Source organism: Caulobacter sp. FV2ps19 (assembly GCF_058681035.1).
In genome coordinates this window covers 780,478-799,231 of sequence record NZ_CM178729.1, presented here as the reverse complement: position 1 = coordinate 799,231, position 18,754 = coordinate 780,478, and the positions used below count along the sequence as shown (strand labels likewise).

Sequence of the window (18,754 nt, the reverse complement as noted above, 5' to 3'; positions counted from 1 at the left end):
AGGCGCGGTGTCTAGGCTTGTGGGGGGGAAAAGTCCAGCGCCGGACGTTCTGAGCATGAGCGCGCACTTACAAACCCCGCTCTCCCCGGCGAATGCCGGGGCCCAGATTCAGCCTGAGCGTTTGGGGATGACTCGCCTTCTGACCATGCCCAGGTCGGAACCTTCACGGGTTCGATCTGGGCCCCGGCCTTCGCCGGGGAGAGCGGAGATGGAGTCTAAGCCGTCCGATCCTTGAAGAACGCGATCACCTTGTCCCGCGTCTGCATGGTCGGGCCCAGCGGGTCGTGGCGGTCCAGGTGCAGGGTCAGCACCGAGTGCGGGGCCATGGGAACGCCCCTGGCCGCGTCGGCGTCTTCCAGGTCGATGGTCTCGACCTTGTCGCCGAACTCGCGCTTCAGGGTCTCGAAGCGTGCATCGGGGACCAGCTTGTCGGACTTGAAGCGCAGGGCCATCAGCGACAGGTCCTCGGTCTCGAACCGGGTGCGGGCGCAGGCGATCTCGGCCGCCGAACAGCCCAGTGACCCCGCGCCCTTCTTGCCGAACGGCAGCGAGGGCTGCGACAGCACCGGCGCCACAACGGACGGCTCGGTCATCATCGCCAAAGCGAAGCCGCCGGTGAAGCACATGCCCACCGCCCCGACGCCCCGGCCGCCGCAATCCTTGTGAACCTGCCGGGCCAGGGCCCGGAGCCAGTCGACGATCGGGCTGGAACGGTCGGTGGCCCACACCGTGAATTCGCGCCGCACGCAGATCGTCTTCAGAATCTCGCCGATCGCATAGCCGGGCGTCGCCGTCTTGGCCGGTTCGCCAAACAGGCTGGGGCAGAAGACCGTCATGCCGGCGGCGGCCACGTCGCGGGCGAAAGCCAGCACGCCGGGATGCAGGCCGGGCATTTCGTGGATGACGATGACGGCGGGGCCCGAACCGATGCGCCAGACCTCGCGGGTCCAGCGCCCGTCGTCGAACTCAAACCGCGTGAAGCCCTCCAGCGCGCTGGTCATTGTGCGTCCGCCCCTTGTCGTTGGAGCAGAGCTTGGCCGTCATCGCGGCCGCCGACAAGACGGTTAGCGAACGCCGTTCAGGGTGTCGGTCCAGTCTTCCATCGGATCGGGCCGATTGCCGCCGGGCAGTTTCCACTCGCCCCGCCAGGAAAAGTCCAGCGTGCCGCAGACCCGCGCCTGACCCGGGGCCTTGCCCGCCGTCTGGGGGTCATCGCCCAGGGCCTGGACGCGCAGGTCGCGGCGCACGGCGATGGGGCTGAAGCTGAGCCACAGGCGCGTGGAACCGGGACAGAAGGCGCGGACATAGATCTTGCCCTGTTCGGCCTTGGGGTCGACCTCATAGAGCGCCGCGTCGGCGTCGACGCCGGACATGCCCGCCAGACCCTTGGGCCCCAGATCGCGGTCCTTGCCCTTGATCAGCAGACCCTGGGCCGGCACGCCGGTGGCCAGCACCTTGATCGGTCGCGCCCCGCCCAGCAGCCCCTGGTCGAACAGGACGGTCAGGCCCGCCCCGGTCAGCCGCTTGGCGTCGGCCGAGATCGGGTCATACGAGAACATCCGCCGCTCGGCGTGGGCGGCGGTGGCGAGGGCGCAGGCCGCCAGGACGATCGAAAATCCCAGTCTCATCGCTTGAAGTGCAGGTTCGCCGCTTCGGGATCAAAGCCGCTGAGCCGCCAGATGTCGCCCTCGCGGGTGAAGGTCAGCAGGCAGGGGCCGTTCTTCTTGGCCGCGCAGACCCGGCCGTTGTCGATCGGACGCAGGCTGCTGGCGATCGCCACCCGCCCGGGCAGCGGCTTGTCGGGCGTATAGCCGTAATAGGTGGCGGCGGCGCGGAAGGTCTCGGGCCGGATCAGGGCGTCGCCCGCCAGCTGGGCGGCCGGACCGGCCAGCACCGCGGCCACGGCGGCCCACTTGTCATCGACCTTGCGATTGCGGGTCTCGGCCATCAGCCGCGCCTCGATCTCGCCCTTCAGGGCCTGGCGATCGACATGGGCGTCGAACGTCGCCCGGTCCTGATCGCGGATCGCCGTCAGCAGGGTGTGGACGTCGCCGGCCGCATCATAGCGATCGACGGTGGCGCAGGCGCTGAGCGAAAGCGCGGCGGCGGTCAGGGCGAGGAGGGCTTTGATACGCATGGCTTAAGCCGTAGCGCCGGAATTGGGCGAATTCCAGTCCTGAAGGATCAGGCGGTGAGAACATCAAGGCCCCGCCGGCGCGCGGCGGCGATGAGTTCGGCGTCGCAGCTGGCGAGGGTCGCGTTTAGCCGGATCGCCAACTCGAGATAGGCGGCGTCGTAGGGCGTCAACGCTTCGGCGCGCGCCAATCCGAGCGTTTCCGTCCAGGCGCGCGCATCGGTCTGATCATCCAAGGCAATCGCCAAATCTCCAAGGCGGCAAAGCGTGCGATCGACAAACGCCTCATCGCAGCGTTTACGCCGAACGGCCACGCCAAGGGCGCTCACCACCTCCAGGCGCCAAAGTGACGGTACGGTCGCCCCTGACTCTGCGACCTGCTGCATGACCTCATGTGAGGCTGGCGTCTTCTCGTCCTCAAAGGCCCAGGCCAGGGTCATCGAAGCGTCAAGCACCAAGGCCTTCAACGGCGCCCCTCGTCGATCATGTCTCTTATGCTGAGCCCCGCCAAAGACCGCCCCCGACTGTCGGCGATAATCTCGGCCGCGGCCGCCCGAGCTTTGGCCACGACTTCCGCGCTCAACTTGGGCTGGGTGTCCAGGCGACGGATGACGATGTCATCGCCACGAACCTCGATCTCAACTTGCTGGCCTTCGACCAGACCCAGAGCGTGGCCGGCATCGTGCAGCACGCCCGAAGCCAAGCCTTGGTCCCAAGTTCCCACGGTGACCCGCGTCATGGTCGCGCACTCCAGAAAGCGAGCCATGATGCCATAGGGGCCCATTTCCGTCGAGTTCGCTGCTCAAGACGAAAAAGGCGCGGACCTTGCGATCCGCGCCTTTCCGAAAGTTTCGATCTCAAGCCTGGCCCTAGTCGAGCTGGCGCTTGATCTCTTCGACGGTGAAGCACTCGATGGTGTCGCCGACCTTGATGTCCTGGAAGCCGGCGAACATCATGCCGCACTCCTGACCCGACGGGACCTCGTTGACCTCGTCCTTGAAGCGCTTGAGCGTCTGCAGGGTGCCCAGTTCCAGAACGACGATGTCGTTGCGGATGATCCGGACCTTGGCGCCCTTGCGGACCACGCCTTCGGTGACGCGGCAACCGGCGACCTTGCCGACCTTGGAGATGTCGAAGGCTTGCAGCACTTCGGCGTTGCCCAGGAAGGTTTCGCGCTGGATCGGCGCCAGCATGCCCGAGAGCACGCCTTTGATGTCGTCCAGCAGGTCGTAGATGATCGCGTAGTAGCGGATCTCGACGCCTTCGCGTTCGGCCAGAGCCCGCGCCTGAGCGGAAGCCCGGACGTTGAAGCCGATCAGCGGCGCGCCGGCGCCCTTGGCCAGCATCACATCGCTTTCGCTGATGGCGCCCGCGCCCGACAGGATGATCCGCGCGCGGACCTCGTCGGTCGACATGGCGTCCAGCGAACCGATGATCGCTTCGGCCGAGCCCTGCACGTCGGCTTTGATGACCAGCGGCAGTTCGCGATACTTCTTGTCCTGCAGCTTGGCCATCATATCGGCCATGCTGGTGGCGCCCGCGCCCACCGGGTGCAGCGACTTTTCACGCTTCAGACGGACGCGATACTCGGTCAGTTCGCGAGCACGAGCCTCGTTCTCGACGACCGCGAAGGGGTCGCCGGGCGAAGGCACGCCGTCCAGGCCGAGGATCTCGACCGGGGTCGAGGGACCGGCTTCGGTCAGCTGCTCGTTGCGCTCGTTGAGCAGGGCGCGAACCCGGCCAAACTGGCTGCCGGCCACGACGATGTCGCCGCGCTTCAGCGTGCCGCGCTTGACCAGCACGGTGGAGACCGCGCCGCGACCCTTGTCGAGCTTGGCCTCGATCACCACGCCGTCGGCGATACGATCGGGGTTGGCCTTCAGGTCGAGGACTTCGGCCTGCAGGCTGATGCGTTCGATCAGTTCGTCCAGGCCCTGGCCGGTCTTGGCCGAGACTTCGACGATCTGGGTTTCGCCGCCCAGGCTTTCGACCACGATCTCGTGTTGCAGCAGCTCATTGATGACCCGCGTGGCGTCGGCGCCAGGCTTGTCCATCTTGTTGACGGCCACGATGATCGGCACTTCAGCGGCCTTGGCGTGTTTGATCGCCTCGATCGTCTGCGGCATGACGCCATCGTCACCCGCAACCACCAGGATCACCAGGTCGGTGATATTGGCGCCCCGCGCCCGCATCGCCGAGAAGGCGGCGTGACCAGGGGTGTCGAGGAAGGTGATCTTGGCGCCGTCTTCCAGGCGAACCTGGTAAGCGCCGATGTGCTGGGTGATGCCGCCATGTTCGCCGCCGGCCACATCGGCCTTGCGCAGCGCGTCCAGCAGGCTGGTCTTGCCGTGGTCGACGTGACCCATGACCGTGACGACCGGGGGCCGGGGCTCCAGGTGATCGTCGATGTCCTCGGCGCCGATGAAGCCTTCTTCGACGTCGGCTTCCGACACGCGGCGCACGGTGTGACCAAATTCGGTCGCCACCAGTTCGGCGGTGTCGTTGTCGATGACGTCATTGACCTTCAGCATCACGCCCTGACGCATCAGGAACTTGATGATCTCGACACCGCGGACGGCCATCCGGTTGGACAGCTCCTGCACGGTGATGACGTCTGGAATGATCACTTCGCGGCTAACCTTGACCTGCTCGGCCGGACCGCCGCGACGCTTTTCCTTTTCACGTTCACGGGCCCGGCGAACCGAGGCCAGTGAGCGCATGCGGTCGGCGGAGTCTCCATCGCCGGCCACGGTCTGAATCGTCAGGCGGCCTTCGCGGCGCATCGGGGCGCCCTTGGCGCGCGACACGGCCTTGCCGGGGGCGGCCGCCTTGCGGCGATCATCCTCGTCATCGGGACGACGGCTGACTTCGCCGCCGGGACGCGGCGCCGAGCGCATGGCGCGCTGGACTTCCGGCGTCGCCGGAGCTGCGGCCGGAGCACCGGCGCGCGGACCACGCGGCGGACCGCCGGGACCCGGACGGGCGCCCGGAGCCGGACGCGGCGCGAGGGCCGAATAACGGACGGTCTGGGTCGGACGATCGCCTTGCGGACGATCGCCTTGCGGCGGACGATCACCCTGCGGACGATCGTTGCGGAAACCGCCTTCCGGACGGGGACCGCGCGGCGCGGCGTCAGGACGCGGCGCACGCTGGTTATAGGGGCCGTCCTGACGCGGAGCGCGCTGGTTGAACGGCTGGCCGGGGGCCGGACGATCACCCTGGGCGGGGCGATCACCGGCCGGCGGACGATAGGTCGTGGTCGAAGTGCGATCGTCGCGACGTTCGCGGCTCGGCTCATAGGTGCGGGTCTGGTTCGGCGAAGCCGGACGCGGGGCTTCGGCGCGCGGCGCGGCCGGAGCCGCAGCCACGGGGGCCGAAGGCGCGGCGGGCGCCTGCGGAGCCGGCGCCGGAGCCGCCGGGGCCACGGGGGCTTGCGCCACCGGAGCCGGAGCCGGAGCCGGAGCCGGAGCGGCGGCAACGGGCGTCGGCGCCGGTTCGGCGGCGGCCTTGGCCGCAGCGGCGGCCTTGGCGGCGGCGTCACGCGCAGCAGCCTCGGCGGCGCGAACGCGGGCCTCTTCGGCGGCGCGTTGCGACGCCTGCCGGTCCTGGCTTTCGCGCGCCGCCTCGATGGCGCGTTGACGCGCGCGCATCTCTTCTTGCGAGAGACCGCCGGCCGATCCGCCGCCGCCGGATGGCGAAGACGGGCGCGGTTCGTTGGTGTGGCGGCGCTCAGCCGAAGACGGCGCGGCCATGTTGCCGGCCGGCGCGGCGTGCGGACGTGTCCGCTTGGTTTCGACCACCACCGTCTTGGTCCGGCCATGGCTGAAGCTTTGCTTCACCACGCCGGCGCTCACCGAGCCCTGGCGGGGCTTCAGTGTGATGGGCGCGCGCCCACCTGGGGTGCCGGGCCGACCGTTATCGTTCTCGTCGCTCATGCGCTCGCTTGTACTTCCGCCGGGGGGACCCGGCCAAAAACCGTTCGTTCCATGTGAGAAAGGGGCCCGGACGTACTCCCACGAAGGAAGCGCGTTTCCCGACCCTTCACTCACGGGCCCGACCCCAGGGGGGTCGTGCTCCACCTTAAAGATTCTAGAGCCTTGCGATCAGACCGGCCACGCCGGTTCAATCGAAAGACCCTAGGACTCCTCGCGCCAACTCGCCGACCAGGTCGGAGGGAATAGCGGGCGAAAGCCTGATAACCGCTCGACGTCCAAAGTCCAGCGATCAGTGCCACGCCCAGCAAGAAGCGCCGTGTGTATCACATTCTCACCGCCCAAGGCCAAACCCAATTCGTCGGATGTGAACATCCCGAGGATTCGCGGGGTATTCGGGGCCTTGTAAACCGCCGTGAGCATCTTTCTGCGGCCATCGTCAGCGCCGTCCGACGCCTCGATCAGCCAGGCCGTCTTGCCGGAATTCAGCGCGGCGACGACCTTCTCGAAGCCCGAGATAATGTTTCCAGCCCGGCGCGCAAGCCCCAGACCGTCCAAAACCCGCTTGGCCAGCAAGGCCTCGACCTGATCGGCCAGATCGCCCGGCGCGGTCAGCTTGGTCTTGGCCGAGCGCGAAAACAGACCCTTCTTGGCCGCCAGGGTGACCGCGTCGCGATCGGCGCCGACCCAGATCCCGCGCCCCGGCAGCTTGCGCGCCAGGTCAGGGACCACCACACCGCCCGGGCCTTCCACGAAGCGGATCAGTCGCGCTTCATCCGTCGCCTCGCCCAGGACGACGTCCTTGCGCAGGCGGGAGGCTTCAGCGTGGGTCTTGGGGGCGGCGTGTTCGGTCATGCGTCTCGCGAAAGCCCGCCCCCTCCAGCGATCGCCGGAGGGGGCGGGACATCTGGCCTAGCCTTCCTGCGTCTCTTCGACGACAGCGGGCTCTTCGCCTTCAGCGTCAGCCTCAACAGCCTCGGCCTCCAGCTCGCCGTCTTCATAGGCGGGTTCTTCGTATTCCGGCTCCGGCGGGGCCTCGACCCAGCCCATGACGATCCGGGCGCGCATGATCAGCGCCTCGGCGTCTTCCGGCGACAGGTTGAAGCTCTCGAGAATGCCCGGTTCGCGCACGCGCTCGCCGTTTTTGCTTTCGAACCAGCCGCGCATGTCGTCGGGCACCAGACCGGCCAGATCCTCGACGGTCTTCACATCGCCTTCGCCCAGGGCCACGGCCATGGGCAGGGTGACGCCTTCGATCTCGAGGACGGCGTCCTCGACGCCCAGTTCGACGCGCTTGGCGTCGAGGGCGGCGGCTTCGCGGTCCAGGAATTCGCGGGCGCGGACCTGCAGTTCCTCGGCGGTTTCCTCGTCGAAGCCCTCGATGGCCGCGATTTCGTGCGGTTCGACATAGGCGACGTCTTCCACCGCGGCGAAGCCTTCGGTGACCAGCAGCTGGGCGATGACCTCGTCGACGTCCAGGGCTTCCTGGAACAGGGCCGTGGTTTCGGTGAACTGCTTCTGACGGCGCTCGCTCTCCTGGCTTTCCGTCATGATGTCGATCTGCCAGCCGGTCAGCTGGGAGGCCAGGCGGACATTCTGGCCGCGACGGCCGATGGCCAGCGACAGCTGCTCGTCAGGCACCACGACCTCGACGCGCTCGTCTTCCTCATCCATCACCACCTTGGAGACCTCGGCGGGGGCCAGGGCGTTGACGATGAAGGTCGCCTCGTCCTCGGACCACTGGATGATGTCGATCTTTTCGCCCTGCAGCTCGGCCACCACCGCCTGCACGCGCGAACCGCGCATACCGACGCAGGCGCCGACCGGGTCGATGCTGCTGTCGTTGGAGATCACGGCCATCTTGGCGCGCGACCCCGGGTCACGGGCCACGGCGCGGATCTCGATGACGCCGTCATAGACTTCCGGCACTTCCTGCGCGAACAGCTTGGCCATGAAGCCGCCGTGGGCGCGCGACAGCATGATCTGCGGGCCCTTGGTCTCGCGACGGACGTCGTAGATATAGGCGCGGATACGGTCGCCGACGTTGAAGTTCTCGCGCGGGATCGACTGGTCGCGGCGCATGATGCCTTCGCCGCGGCCCAGATCGACAATGACATTGCCGTATTCGACGCGCTTGACGCTGCCGTTGACGATCTCGCCCGAGCGATCCTTGTACTCGTCGAACTGGCGCTCGCGCTCGGCTTCGCGGACCTTATGCATGACGACCTGGCGGGCCATCTGGGTCTGGACGCGGCCGATCTCGAACGGCGGCAGGTCTTCTTCATAGACCTTGCCGATTTCGGCGTCGCGCCAGGTGCGCTTGGCGATCGACAGCTGGACCTGGCCGATTTCGCCCTCGATCTCCTGGTCGTCGCCGACCACGGTGATGATCCGCTTCTGGCTGGTCTCGCCGGTGCGGGGATCGATCTTCACCCGGATGTCGTGCTCGGCGCCGTAACGGGCGCGAGCCGCCTTCTGCAGGGCGTCCTCGATCGCCTCGATGACGACTTCCTTCTCGATGCCTTTTTCGCGCGCGACCGCGTCAGCGATCTGCAGCAGCTCGAGCCGGTTGGCGGAAATGCCGATGGCCATGGTCAGTCCTCTTCACTTTCGGACAGGTCAAAATCTTCGTCTTCGGCGTCGTCGCCGAGATCTTCGGAGTCCGCGTCTTCGCCTTCGGCTCCGACGCGGAGGGCGCGCTGCTCAGCCCCGCGCTTCATCAGCGCGTCGGTCAACACCAACTTGGCGTCGACCAGCCATTCGAACGGGAAATAGACGGTGGTGTCGTCCTCGCCCTCGATATTGAGGCCTACCTGGCCGTCCTCGACGCCGGCCAGCTCGCCCTTGAAGCGCTTGCGGCCCTCGGCCACGCGATCCAGCTCGATGCGGACCTCCAGGCCGGCATAGGTGTCGAAGTCCTTCAGTCGCGTCAGCGGACGATCCACGCCCGGGCTGGAGACTTCCAGGGTGTATTCGCCGGCGATCGGGTCGGCGGCGTCCATCACCTCGGAGATGGCGCGCGACAGCCGCGCGCAATCCTCGACGTTCATGTCGCCATCCGGACGCTCGCCCATGATCTGCAGCCGCCGGGTCTCGGCCCCGCCCATCAGGCGCAGGCGCACGAGCTCGTAGCCGACGGATTCGGCGACGGGATCGAGCAGCTCGATCAGATCCTTGTCTTCCTGCGTCTTGCCGCGCACGGGGTGTTCTCAACTCGAAACTGGGGGCCGAAAAGCGCGGGCGCCAAACAGCCAAAGAAAAAGCGGCAGCCTTTCGGGCCGCCGCTCGAAAGCGCTAGCAGCGCTGACGGACGATGTAGAGGCTTTATAGCGTGATGTTCGGGCGGTTGGAAGCCCCTGTGACAGACCGGCGCGCGCAGCCTCTTTTGCACTGCCGCATTTGTGGCCTATAGAGACGCCCGCGCAGGCCGCCTCCCCGCGGGCCCCAATCCACAGAAGAGTCATAATGGACCTTTCCAAGATCGCCACGGGCGTCAACCCGCCCTACGACCTCAACGCCATCATCGAGATCCCGCAGGGCGGCGAGCCGGTGAAGTACGAGATCGACAAGGAAAGCGGCGCCCTGATGGTCGACCGCTTCCTGCACACGGCGATGTTCTATCCGGCCAATTACGGGTTCATCCCGCACACCCTGGCCGATGACGGCGACCCCGCCGACATCATGGTGGTGGGCCCCACCCCGGTGGTGCCCGGCGCGATCATCCGCTGCCGCCCGATCGGCACCCTGATGATGGTCGACGAAGCCGGTTCGGACGAAAAGATCCTGGCCGTGCCGGTCGACAAGCTGCACCCCTTCTATACGGGCGTGAACAGCTGGCGCGATCTGCCGGTGATCCTCACCGAGCAGATCGCCCACTTCTTCCAGCACTACAAGGACCTGGAAAAGGGCAAGTCGACCAAGATCACCGGCTGGGTCGGTCTGGAAGAAACCGCCGAAGTCATCCGCGCGGCGATCAAGCGCCACGACGAAAGCTACTAGAAAATGCCCCTTCCCCCTTGATGGGGGAAGGCGGCCCGCGCAGCGGGTCGGATGGGGGTGAACGCGAAGCGTTCGAGCTGAGCTAGACGCCGTAGCCACCCCCATCCCAACCCTTCCCCCATCGAGGGGGAAGGGCTCTATGCTCTTACAAAGTCCAGGAACACCGGCGCGCAGTCGCCCAGCTTCTTTTCCTCGTAGCGCGTGGTCACGTGGTCGGCCGGCGGGGCGTTGCGGTCGGCCGTCTCGCTCTCGAAGCGGAAGGCCTCATCGGCCAGCACCCGCTCGATCGTCCATTCGGCATAGTCGGCCCAGTCGGTGGCGAAACGCAGGCGTCCGCCGCTCTTCAGCACCCGCGCCAGTTCCGTCACCACCGCCGGCTGGATCAGGCGGCGCTTGTTGTGCCGGGCCTTGTGCCAGGGGTCGGGGAACATGATGAACACCCGGGTCAGACAGGCGTCGGGCAGCCAGCCGATCACGTCGCGGGCGTCGCCCTCGTGGATGCGGACATTGGCAAGCGCCTGCTCCTCGATATGGCGCACCGCGCTGGCCACGCCGTTGACGAAGGGCTCAGCTCCGAGGATCAGGGCGTGCGGATGTCGGCCGGCCTGGGCGGCCATGTGCTCGCCGCCGCCAAAGCCGATCTCCAGCCAGACTTCGGTCGCCTCAGGCATCAGGTCGAGCGGCGCGAACGACGCCGTGGGCACGGCGATCTCGGGCAACAGGGTGTCGAGCAGGGCCTGCTGGCGCGGCTTCACCGGCCGCGACTTGATGCGGCCGAACGTGCGCAGGGGCCCGTGGGGAATGGGAGCGGAGGTCATGCGGCGGCTCTTACCGTCCATCCTCGCCGGAGGCCAGCGGAACGGCTTTGCGTCCTTCGAGGCGCGCTCAGGAGCGCGCACCTCAGGATGAGGAGATTTCTACTGATTTCCTCATCCTGAGGCGCCCGCGCAGCGGGCCTCGAAGGACGCAAGGCCCCCAACGAAAGCGGGCCCCGATCGCATGATCGAGGCCCGCTTCAAACAGTCAGGAGAGGCTGAGGCTTAAGCCAGACCCTTCAGCTCGCTGGTCAGGTCGGTCTTCTCCCACGAGAAGCCGCCTTCATTGTCCGGCGTACGGCCAAAATGGCCATAGGCGGCGGTGCGGGCATAGATCGGCTTGTTCAGCTGCAGGTGCTGGCGGATGGCGCGCGGCGTGGCGCCGCCGATCAGCTGGGGCAGCAGCTTTTCCAGCACTTCGGGATCGACCTTGCCGGTGCCATGCAGATCGACATGGAACGAGACCGGCTTGGCCACGCCGATGGCGTAGGCGATCTGGATGGTGCAGCGGTCGGCCAGGCCGGCGGCGACCACGTTCTTGGCCAGGTAGCGGCAGGCATAGGCGGCCGAACGGTCGACCTTGGTCGGATCCTTGCCCGAGAAGGCGCCGCCGCCGTGCGGGGCCGCGCCGCCGTAGGTGTCGACGATGATCTTGCGGCCGGTGACGCCGGCGTCGCCGTCGGGGCCGCCGATCTCGAAGCGGCCGGTCGGATTGACCAGCCACTGGGTCTTCTTGGTGATCAGGCCTTCGGGGAAGATCGGCAGGATGTGCGGACGGATCAGCTCCAGCACGCGCTTGCTGGTCGCCGACTGGCCGTTGATCTTCTTCTTGTGCTGGTGCGACACCACGATCGAGACGACGCGGGTCGGCTTGCCGTTGGCGTCATATTCCAGGGTCACCTGACTCTTGGCGTCCGGCTCGAGCTCGGACAGCTCGCCGCTGTGGCGCAGCTGGGCCAGGCGGCTGAGGATATTGTGGCTGTATTGCAGGGTGGCCGGCATCAGCTCCGGGGTCTCGGTGCTGGCATAGCCGAACATGATGCCCTGGTCGCCGGCGCCTTCGTCCTTCTTGTCGCTGGCGTCGACGCCCTGCGCAATGTGGGCCGACTGGCCGTGCAGGTAGTTGGCGAACTTGGCCTTCTCCCAGTGGAAGCCCTTCTGCTCGTAACCGATATCCTTGATCGCGGCCCGCACCTTGGGCTCCAGCGACTTGAGAATGTCCTTGGTCAGCTGCTTGTTGGCGGCCTTGTCGCCATCGGGCTTTCCGGCCCGGACTTCGCCGGCCAGCACGATGCGATTGGTGGTGACCAGGGTTTCGCAGGCGACGCGCGCCTCGGGATCAACGCTCAGAAAGGCGTCGACCACGGTGTCGCTGATCCGGTCAGCAACCTTGTCGGGGTGCCCCTCGGAGACGCTTTCACTGGTGAAGATGTAGGACGAACGGCTCAAGGGACAGCTCCGGCCAGGAATTTCGCCCGGATGGACGAGACGTCCACCCGGTTAGCCGGTTAGCATATAAAGATATGTTTATGTCGGCAAGCTGCGGTGATCGGTCGCGCTCAGTCTTCGGTCTCGGGAAAGCCCTCATCCGCCATGGACCGAACCAGGTCGAGGATCCGGCGACGAACCTTGGCGCGGGCGATCTTCGGAAACAGGCTCGCCAGCTCCAGGCCTTCCGGGGTCATCAGAAAGTCGTGAACGAACTGCTGAGCGCCGTTCTCGGCCATGCCCTCCTGATCCTCAGGATCGGCCAGACCCTCGAAGAAGTAGGAGACCGCGGACTGCAGGCTGCGCGCGATTTCATAGAGCTTGCTGGCGCTGACCCGATTGGCCCCGCGCTCATATTTCTGGACCTGCTGGAAGGTCAGGCCCAGATCCTCGGCCAGGCGTTCCTGACTGATGCCCAGGATCTTTCGACGCATGCGAATCCGGGCGCCGACATGGAGGTCGATGGGATTGGGGTGACGCTCTTGATCGGAAGTAAGGCTCATACCTACGCTTGATAGCTGAAATTGCGGTTTTAATTCAGCCCTTCTCTAACAAATCCGTAACACTTGCAAAGCGCCCACCCGCTGACGGGCGAAAGGCGGCGGCCGCAGACAGGCCGATCAGGAGCAAAAACAGACTGTCGCCCAGACGTGAGAAGGGTGTAATCTTACCTTTTTGCGGCAAAATGCCATCGATTACCCCGGTTTGGCCGAGATTGAGCCGGGCTCCGCGCACGATCTTGCCTCTGGCGTCAATCACGGCCGAGACGCCCGTCGGGGTCGCCCGAAGGATCGGGGTCGCCGTTTCAATGGCGCGATAGCTGGCCAGATTTAAGTGCTGCAGCGGCCCGGAAGTGGCCCCAAACCAGGCGTCGTTCGAGACATTGACCAGAACCCGGACCCTGGGGTCCGGCTTGGCCAGGCCCGGAAACAGGCTCTCATAGCAGATCAAGGGTTGGACCATCAGGTCAGGCGAGAGCCGCAGCGGGGCCGGACGCGGGCCGGTCGCGAAGCTGTCGCCCAGATGCGTCAGGCTCTTGATCCCCAGCCGGGTCAGCAAGGCGTCCATCGGCAGGTATTCGCCAAACGGCACCAGCCGATGCTTGTCATAAACTCCGACGGCTTCGATATCGGTCGGCGTGCGGCGCAGGACGACCAGGCTGTTGTAATAGACCGGCTTGTCGAACGGCCCCTCATAGCGATAGCCGCCGATCAACAGGAGTTGGCCAGGTTGCAGGGCGTCGACAATGGCCTGACGCACCCAGGTTCCGGGCGCCAGATAGTCATTCAAAGCCGCCGGAAGCGCGCCCTCCGGCCAGATGACGATGTCGGTGGGCTTGTCGCCGGCATAGGGTCGCGCGGTCAGGGAAACATAGGCCTCGACCACCTGGGCGAAGTGGTCAGCGTCCCACTTGACCGATTGTTCGATGCCCGCCTGGACGATGCGAACGGTCGGCGACGCCGAGGGCGGGGCCGGGGCGGACGGCATCCAGCCATTGATGTAGAGCGCCGCCAGCATCGCCGCCGCCGCCGCGACCGCCTTGCGGCCGGCCAGGCCTTCGCGCCACACCGCCGGCGCGGCGGCGATGGCCAGGGTGATCCAGGTCAGGCCATAGGCGCCGACCAGGGCGGCCGCCTGGGAAGGGGCCGAGCCGGCCTTCCAGGTTTCGCCCGGCAGGTTCCACGGAAAGCCGGTCAGCACATGACCGCGCACCCACTCCAGGGCGGCGAAGGCTCCGGCGAACACCAGCACGCGGCGCACGCCCGGCGGGCGGACCAGGCGATAGAGGACGGCCGCGGCGCCCCAGAACAGGGCCAGGCCTCCGGCCATGGCCGTGACCGCGAACGGCGCCATCCAGCCCTGATGGGCGGCGTCGACCAGAAAGGCCTCGCCGATCCACCAGGTGCCCAGACCAAAATAGGCCAGACCCGCCAGCCAGCCGCGCAGAAAGGCCGACCGCAGCGGTCTTGGCCCCTCGACGGCGTCCAGTAGGCCCATCAGCACGGCGTAGCCCAGCAGACCCGGCAGGACGCCGAACGGCGGATGGGCCAGGGCGGCGGCCAACCCGGCCAGCAGGGCCAGACCCCGATCGCGCCACAGCGAAGCCAATTGCAGATTCACGAGGCGGCGGCTTCCGTCGCCGGAACCGGCGCGCCAGGGATCGCGGCGGGCCGCACCCGCACCCGGCGCACCCGGCGCGGATCGGCCTCGACGACTTCCAGGTCGAACCCGTCAGGATGGGTGATCACCTCGCCCCGCTGCGGCACACGGCCCGCCAGGGCCACGACGAGGCCGGCGACAGTGTCGATGTCCTCTTCCATGTCGGGCGGGGCCAGTTCGCGACCCAGGGCCGCTTCCAGTTCCTCCAGCGGCGCACGGGCGTCGGCCTCGAACACCCCGCCGGGGCGCGCGACGATACCGGCCACAGCCGCGTCGTCGTGCTCGTCGTCGATGTCGCCGACCACCGCCTCGATCAGATCTTCCATGGTCACCAGCCCGTCAGTGCCGCCGAACTCGTCGATCACCAGGGCCAGATGGATGCGGCTGGTGCGCATGCGCAGCAGCAGGTCGGCGGCGCGCATCGAGGCGGGCACGTAGAGGACTTCACGTCGCACCTTGTGCAGCACGACATCGGCGGCGGACGGGCGCCTGGCGTCCGCCGCCAGCAGCCGGAAGACGTCCTTGACGTGCACCACGCCGACGGGGTCATCGAGCGACTCGCGATAGATCGGCATGCGCGAGTGCTCGGCCTCGGTGAACTGGGCCACCAGGGCTTCGAAAGGGGTGGAGAGCTCGACCGCGACGATGTCGGCGCGCGGCGTCATCACGTCGGCCACCCGCAGGGTCTTGAAGGCCTCGGCCTGATCGACAATGTCGACCGCGCCGTCCTGCGACGGCTCCGACGAGCGAGCGATCTCGACCGGGGCCGACAGTCGCTTGCGCATTCTGCGAAGGAACGCCCGCACGCCCCGGCTCTGTCGAGCTGGACCGGCGGGCTTTTGACTAGAGTCGTCGCTTGGCATGGCCTTCGGAGTCACCCCTGCTGGGTCTGATCGGCGGCGTAGGGATCGGGCACGTCCAGGGTCGCCAGGATCTCGCGTTCCAGGGCTTCCATGGACTCGGCCTCTTCGTCGCCTTCGTGGTCGTATCCTAAGAGATGCAGCACCCCATGCGCCACCAGATGTTGCAAATGGTGCGCAAGAGGCTTGCCCTGCTCGATCGCTTCGCGCTGACACACCCCAAAGGCCAGGGCGATGTCGCCGATCTGGGCTTCGGGATTGGGCGGTGAAGGAAAGGACAGGACGTTAGTGGCGTAGTCCTTCTGGCGAAAATCGCGATTGAGGGCCTGAACGCTGTCATCGTCGGTCAACAGGATGACGATCCCCTGCCCCTCGATATCCTGATGCGCATCCAGCACCGCCTGGGCGGCGCGCCAGACCAGGGCCTCGGTCTCGGGCTCGGCCGTCGTCCAGGCCGGGTCCTCGATTTCAATGTCGACGGTCAGGGTCATCGGGTGGTCGTCTGCAGGGCGTCGGCGTCATAAGCCTTGACGATGCGCTCCACCAACGGATGGCGCACCACGTCGGCGGCGGTGAAGCGCGACACCGCCACCCCCTCGACGCCTTCGAGGATCGAGACGGCGTGGGCCAGGCCTGAATCCCGGGGATTGAGCAGGTCGACCTGGGTGGGATCGCCGGTCACCACCATGCGCGAGCCCTCGCCCAGGCGGGTCAGGACCATCTTCATCTGCAGACGCGAGCAGTTCTGCGCCTCGTCGACGATGACGAAGGCGTGGGCCAGGGTGCGGCCGCGCATGAAGGCGATCGGTGCGACCTCGATCTCCAGCTTTTCCCGACGGCGGCGCAGCTGTTCGGCGCCCATGATGTCGGTCAGGGCCTCCCAGACCGGGGCCATATAGGGATCGACCTTCTCGTTCAGGTCGCCCGGCAGAAAGCCGAGTTTCTCGCCGGCCTCGACGGCGGGCCGGGTGACGATCAGGCGATCGACCTCGCCGCGCAGCAGCATGCCGGCCCCGTGCGCCACGGCCAGGAAGGTCTTGCCGGTGCCGGCCGGACCCAGGCCAAAGCTCAGCGGATGGCTGGCCATGGCTTCCATATAGCGGGCCTGGCCCTTGGTCTTGGGCGAGACCGAACCCTTGCGGATCGTGCGTGGCGAGGCCTGGCCGCCGGTGCTCTGGGACTCGCCCACGGCGATCCGGACATCGGCCTCGACCACCTCCTCGCCGGCGTCGGCGCGGTGGGCCAGGGCGCTCAGCACCCGCTTGGCCGCCGTGCGGCCCTTGACGTCGCCGGTGATGGTGACGCCGCCGCCCGGCGTCTCGATCAGCACCCTGAAGGCGTCCTCGATCAGGGCGGCGTGACGGCCGCTGGGGCCGGAGACCGCGTGAACGGCGTCATCCGACAGCGGCAGGAACTCGGGGGTGCGGCTCAAGCGGTCTCCAGAACGGCAGAGGATTCCAGGACGCCGCCCAGGCTCATCTTGGCGGCGGATTCGATACGGACCGGAACGATCGTCCCGATCAATTGTTCACCGCCTTCGGCGTGAACCGCCTGAAGATAGGGACTGCGGCCGACGACCTGACCGGCGTGGCGGCCACTTTTTTCAAACAGCACCGGCAGGACCTTGCCGACCTGCGTGGCGTTGAAGGCCTTCTGCTGAGCGTCGAGCAGCTGGTTCAGGCGCTCCAGGCGCTCGGCCTTCACGGCCTCGTCGACCTGGCCGGTCATGGCCGAGGCCGGGGTGCCGGGGCGGCGCGAATATTTGAACGAGAAGGCCGAAGCGAAGCCGACCTCGCGAACCAGCTCCAGGGTCTTTTCAAAATCGCCGTCGCGTTCGCCGGGGAAGCCGACGATGAAATCGCCGCTCAGGGCGATGTCGGGCCGGGCGGCGCGGATGCGTTCGATCAGCCGCATATAGCTCTCGGCCGTGTGGTCGCGGTTCATCGCCTTGAGGATCTTGTCCGATCCCGCCTGCACCGGCAGGTGCAGATAGGGCATCAACTCGGGCAGCTCGCCATGAGCCTCGATCAGGTCATCGCCCATGTCGCGCGGATGGCTGGTCGTATAGCGGATGCGGTCGATGCCCTCGATCCTGGCCAGCCGGCGCACCAGCTTGGCCAAGGTCGAACCGCCGCCATTGTAGGCGTTGACGTTCTGGCCCAGCAGGGTCAGCTCGCGCACGCCCTGGTCGGCCAGGCGCTTGGCCTCGTCCTCGATGGCTTCCGGCGGCCGCGACCACTCGCCGCCGCGCGTATAGGGCACCACGCAGAAGGTGCAGAACTTGTCGCAACCTTCCTGCACGGTCAGGAAGGCGGTGACGCCCTTGACTTGGCGCTCGGCCGGCAGGGCGTCGAACTTTTCGTCGGCGGCGAAATGGGTCGACAGCCGCTCGCCGGTGGCCCGGTGGGCGCGAGCGATCAGCTCGGGCAACTGGTGATAGGATTGCGGCCCGACCACCAGATCGACCGCCTTCTGGCGATGCATGATCTCCTGACCCTCGGCCTGGGCCACGCAACCGGCCACGGCGATGGTCATACGACCGCCGCCTTCCGCCTTGCGGTCCTTCATCAGCTTGATCTGGCCAAGCTCCGAATAGACCTTCTCGGTGGCCTTTTCGCGGATATGGCAGGTGTTGAGCACCACCAGATCGGCGCCTTCAGGGTCATCGACGACGCCATAGCCCAGCGGGCGCAGGACATCGGCCATGCGCTCGCTGTCATAGACGTTCATCTGACAGCCGTAGGTCTTGATATAGAGGCGCTTTTGCGGGGTCTCGCTCATGGGCGAGGTTATGAGGGCGCGGGGGCCCGGGCGCAAGATCACCGCGGACACACTTGCCCCCTCCGCGCCTTCGGCGCGCCTCCCCCGGAGGGGGAAGATGGGTTCATCCGCCCCCTATGGGGGCGGACGGCTGCGAAGCAGCCCGGTGGGGGCGAGTGATCACCCTACCCCCGATCACTCCTCGATCGGCACGCCGTAGAGCTCCAGCCGGTGATCCACCAGCTTGTAGCCCAGCTTGCGGGCGATGGCGTTTTGCAGGGCCTCGATCTCCTCGTCCACGAACTCGACGACCTTGCCGGTCTTCATGTCGATCAGGTGGTCATGGTGATGGCTGGGCGTCTCTTCATACCGCGAGCGGCCGTCGCGGAAGTCGTGACGCTCGATGATGCCACTCTCCTCGAACAGCCGCACGGTGCGATAGACCGTGGCGATCGAGATGTGCGGATCCACGGCGTGGGCGCGGCGGTGCAGTTCCTCGACATCCGGATGATCATCGGCCGACGACAGCACGCGCGCGATCACGCGGCGCTGGTCGGTCATGCGCATGCCCTTCTCGATGCACAGCTTTTCAAGTCGATCCAAGGC

The 18,754-nt window shown here is 66.9% G+C and carries 19 protein-coding genes; 1 reads left to right on the top strand and 18 read right to left on the bottom strand.

Translation table 11 applies throughout. From position 1 onward, the window contains the following. Positions 1-215: 215 nt before the first annotated feature. The 9 genes from ACW18B_RS03810 to rimP all read right to left on the bottom strand — a co-directional run bounded on the left by ACW18B_RS03810 (position 216) and on the right by rimP (position 9,266). Positions 216-1,001: a dienelactone hydrolase family protein gene (locus ACW18B_RS03810; RefSeq protein WP_492049683.1), complete on the bottom strand. Its 786-nt coding sequence runs from the start codon at positions 999-1,001 to the stop codon at positions 216-218. Positions 1,002-1,064: 63 nt separating this feature from the next. After that, entirely contained in the window at positions 1,065-1,628 is a 564-nt protein-coding gene (locus ACW18B_RS03805) for a hypothetical protein (protein WP_492049682.1), read from the bottom strand. Further along, complete coding sequence (locus ACW18B_RS03800) at positions 1,625-2,137, bottom strand: DUF2939 domain-containing protein (RefSeq protein WP_492049680.1); 513 nt, start codon at positions 2,135-2,137, stop codon at positions 1,625-1,627. The genes ACW18B_RS03805 and ACW18B_RS03800 overlap by 4 nt, the downstream gene beginning before the upstream one ends. Positions 2,138-2,184: 47 nt before the next feature. Beyond that, positions 2,185-2,589, bottom strand: a complete 405-nt coding sequence (locus tag ACW18B_RS03795) for a type II toxin-antitoxin system VapC family toxin (RefSeq protein ID WP_492049678.1) — start codon at positions 2,587-2,589, stop codon at positions 2,185-2,187. Between the two features lie 8 nt (positions 2,590-2,597). After that, positions 2,598-2,873: a hypothetical protein gene (locus ACW18B_RS03790; protein ID WP_492049677.1), complete on the bottom strand. Its 276-nt coding sequence runs from the start codon at positions 2,871-2,873 to the stop codon at positions 2,598-2,600. A gap of 130 nt (positions 2,874-3,003) precedes the next feature. Next, positions 3,004-6,069, bottom strand: a complete 3,066-nt coding sequence (infB, locus tag ACW18B_RS03785; RefSeq protein WP_492049675.1) for a translation initiation factor IF-2 — start codon at positions 6,067-6,069, stop codon at positions 3,004-3,006. A 201-nt stretch (positions 6,070-6,270) separates the two neighbouring features. Beyond that, positions 6,271-6,921 carry an RNA-binding protein gene (locus ACW18B_RS03780; RefSeq protein ID WP_492049673.1) on the bottom strand — a complete coding sequence of 217 codons (651 nt, stop codon included), beginning with the start codon at positions 6,919-6,921 and terminating at the stop codon, positions 6,271-6,273. A 57-nt stretch (positions 6,922-6,978) separates the two neighbouring features. After that, entirely contained in the window at positions 6,979-8,658 is a 1,680-nt protein-coding gene (nusA, locus tag ACW18B_RS03775) for a transcription termination factor NusA (RefSeq protein WP_492049671.1), read from the bottom strand. A gap of 2 nt (positions 8,659-8,660) precedes the next feature. After that, positions 8,661-9,266 carry a ribosome maturation factor RimP gene (rimP, locus tag ACW18B_RS03770; protein ID WP_492049669.1) on the bottom strand — a complete coding sequence of 202 codons (606 nt, stop codon included), beginning with the start codon at positions 9,264-9,266 and terminating at the stop codon, positions 8,661-8,663. Positions 9,267-9,531: 265 nt separating this feature from the next. Here rimP and ppa point away from each other — a divergent pair, with 265 nt between their 5' ends. Continuing rightward, entirely contained in the window at positions 9,532-10,065 is a 534-nt protein-coding gene (gene ppa, locus ACW18B_RS03765; protein WP_012284125.1) for an inorganic diphosphatase, read from the top strand. A gap of 137 nt (positions 10,066-10,202) precedes the next feature. Here ppa and trmB read toward each other — a convergent pair whose 3' ends face one another. The 9 genes from trmB to ACW18B_RS03720 form a co-directional block, all read right to left on the bottom strand. Beyond that, positions 10,203-10,883: a tRNA (guanosine(46)-N7)-methyltransferase TrmB gene (gene trmB, locus ACW18B_RS03760; RefSeq protein ID WP_492049667.1), complete on the bottom strand. Its 681-nt coding sequence runs from the start codon at positions 10,881-10,883 to the stop codon at positions 10,203-10,205. A 222-nt stretch (positions 10,884-11,105) separates the two neighbouring features. After that, positions 11,106-12,329: a methionine adenosyltransferase gene (gene metK, locus ACW18B_RS03755; RefSeq protein ID WP_492049665.1), complete on the bottom strand. Its 1,224-nt coding sequence runs from the start codon at positions 12,327-12,329 to the stop codon at positions 11,106-11,108. A 110-nt stretch (positions 12,330-12,439) separates the two neighbouring features. After that, complete coding sequence (locus tag ACW18B_RS03750; protein WP_492049664.1) at positions 12,440-12,871, bottom strand: helix-turn-helix domain-containing protein; 432 nt, start codon at positions 12,869-12,871, stop codon at positions 12,440-12,442. A 34-nt stretch (positions 12,872-12,905) separates the two neighbouring features. Then, on the bottom strand, positions 12,906-14,489 hold the full coding sequence (lnt, locus tag ACW18B_RS03745; RefSeq protein WP_492049662.1) for an apolipoprotein N-acyltransferase: 1,584 nt from the start codon (positions 14,487-14,489) through the stop codon (positions 12,906-12,908). Next, positions 14,486-15,391 carry a hemolysin family protein gene (locus ACW18B_RS03740; RefSeq protein ID WP_492049660.1) on the bottom strand — a complete coding sequence of 302 codons (906 nt, stop codon included), beginning with the start codon at positions 15,389-15,391 and terminating at the stop codon, positions 14,486-14,488. The genes lnt and ACW18B_RS03740 overlap by 4 nt, the downstream gene beginning before the upstream one ends. 11 nt (positions 15,392-15,402) lie before the next feature. Further along, positions 15,403-15,861 carry an rRNA maturation RNase YbeY gene (gene ybeY / locus ACW18B_RS03735; RefSeq protein ID WP_492051865.1) on the bottom strand — a complete coding sequence of 153 codons (459 nt, stop codon included), beginning with the start codon at positions 15,859-15,861 and terminating at the stop codon, positions 15,403-15,405. A gap of 14 nt (positions 15,862-15,875) precedes the next feature. Further along, the gene (locus ACW18B_RS03730; RefSeq protein WP_492049659.1) at positions 15,876-16,820 is read right to left on the bottom strand and encodes a PhoH family protein; all 945 of its coding nucleotides are present in this window, start codon (positions 16,818-16,820) and stop codon (positions 15,876-15,878) included. After that, on the bottom strand, positions 16,817-18,169 hold the full coding sequence (gene miaB / locus ACW18B_RS03725) for a tRNA (N6-isopentenyl adenosine(37)-C2)-methylthiotransferase MiaB (RefSeq protein ID WP_492049657.1): 1,353 nt from the start codon (positions 18,167-18,169) through the stop codon (positions 16,817-16,819). The genes ACW18B_RS03730 and miaB overlap by 4 nt, the downstream gene beginning before the upstream one ends. A 174-nt stretch (positions 18,170-18,343) precedes the next feature. Further along, the gene (locus tag ACW18B_RS03720) at positions 18,344-18,751 is read right to left on the bottom strand and encodes a Fur family transcriptional regulator (RefSeq protein ID WP_492049655.1); all 408 of its coding nucleotides are present in this window, start codon (positions 18,749-18,751) and stop codon (positions 18,344-18,346) included. Positions 18,752-18,754: the final 3 nt, after the last annotated feature.

What these genes read in the sequence shown, in the direction of transcription:
- ACW18B_RS03810 (WP_492049683.1), bottom strand. Translation starts at nt 1,001, where the DNA reads ATGACCAGCGCGCTGGAGGGCTTCACGCGGTTTGAGTTCGACGACGGG.
- ACW18B_RS03805 (WP_492049682.1), bottom strand. Translation starts at nt 1,628, where the DNA reads ATGAGACTGGGATTTTCGATCGTCCTGGCGGCCTGCGCCCTCGCCACC.
- ACW18B_RS03800 (WP_492049680.1), bottom strand. Translation starts at nt 2,137, where the DNA reads ATGCGTATCAAAGCCCTCCTCGCCCTGACCGCCGCCGCGCTTTCGCTC.
- ACW18B_RS03790 (WP_492049677.1), bottom strand. Translation starts at nt 2,873, where the DNA reads ATGACGCGGGTCACCGTGGGAACTTGGGACCAAGGCTTGGCTTCGGGC.
- infB (WP_492049675.1), bottom strand. Translation starts at nt 6,069, where the DNA reads ATGAGCGACGAGAACGATAACGGTCGGCCCGGCACCCCAGGTGGGCGC.
- ACW18B_RS03780 (WP_492049673.1), bottom strand. Translation starts at nt 6,921, where the DNA reads ATGACCGAACACGCCGCCCCCAAGACCCACGCTGAAGCCTCCCGCCTG.
- nusA (WP_492049671.1), bottom strand. Translation starts at nt 8,658, where the DNA reads ATGGCCATCGGCATTTCCGCCAACCGGCTCGAGCTGCTGCAGATCGCT.
- ppa (WP_012284125.1), top strand. Translation starts at nt 9,532, where the DNA reads ATGGACCTTTCCAAGATCGCCACGGGCGTCAACCCGCCCTACGACCTC.
- trmB (WP_492049667.1), bottom strand. Translation starts at nt 10,883, where the DNA reads ATGACCTCCGCTCCCATTCCCCACGGGCCCCTGCGCACGTTCGGCCGC.
- ACW18B_RS03750 (WP_492049664.1), bottom strand. Translation starts at nt 12,871, where the DNA reads ATGAGCCTTACTTCCGATCAAGAGCGTCACCCCAATCCCATCGACCTC.
- ACW18B_RS03740 (WP_492049660.1), bottom strand. Translation starts at nt 15,391, where the DNA reads ATGCCAAGCGACGACTCTAGTCAAAAGCCCGCCGGTCCAGCTCGACAG.
- miaB (WP_492049657.1), bottom strand. Translation starts at nt 18,169, where the DNA reads ATGAGCGAGACCCCGCAAAAGCGCCTCTATATCAAGACCTACGGCTGT.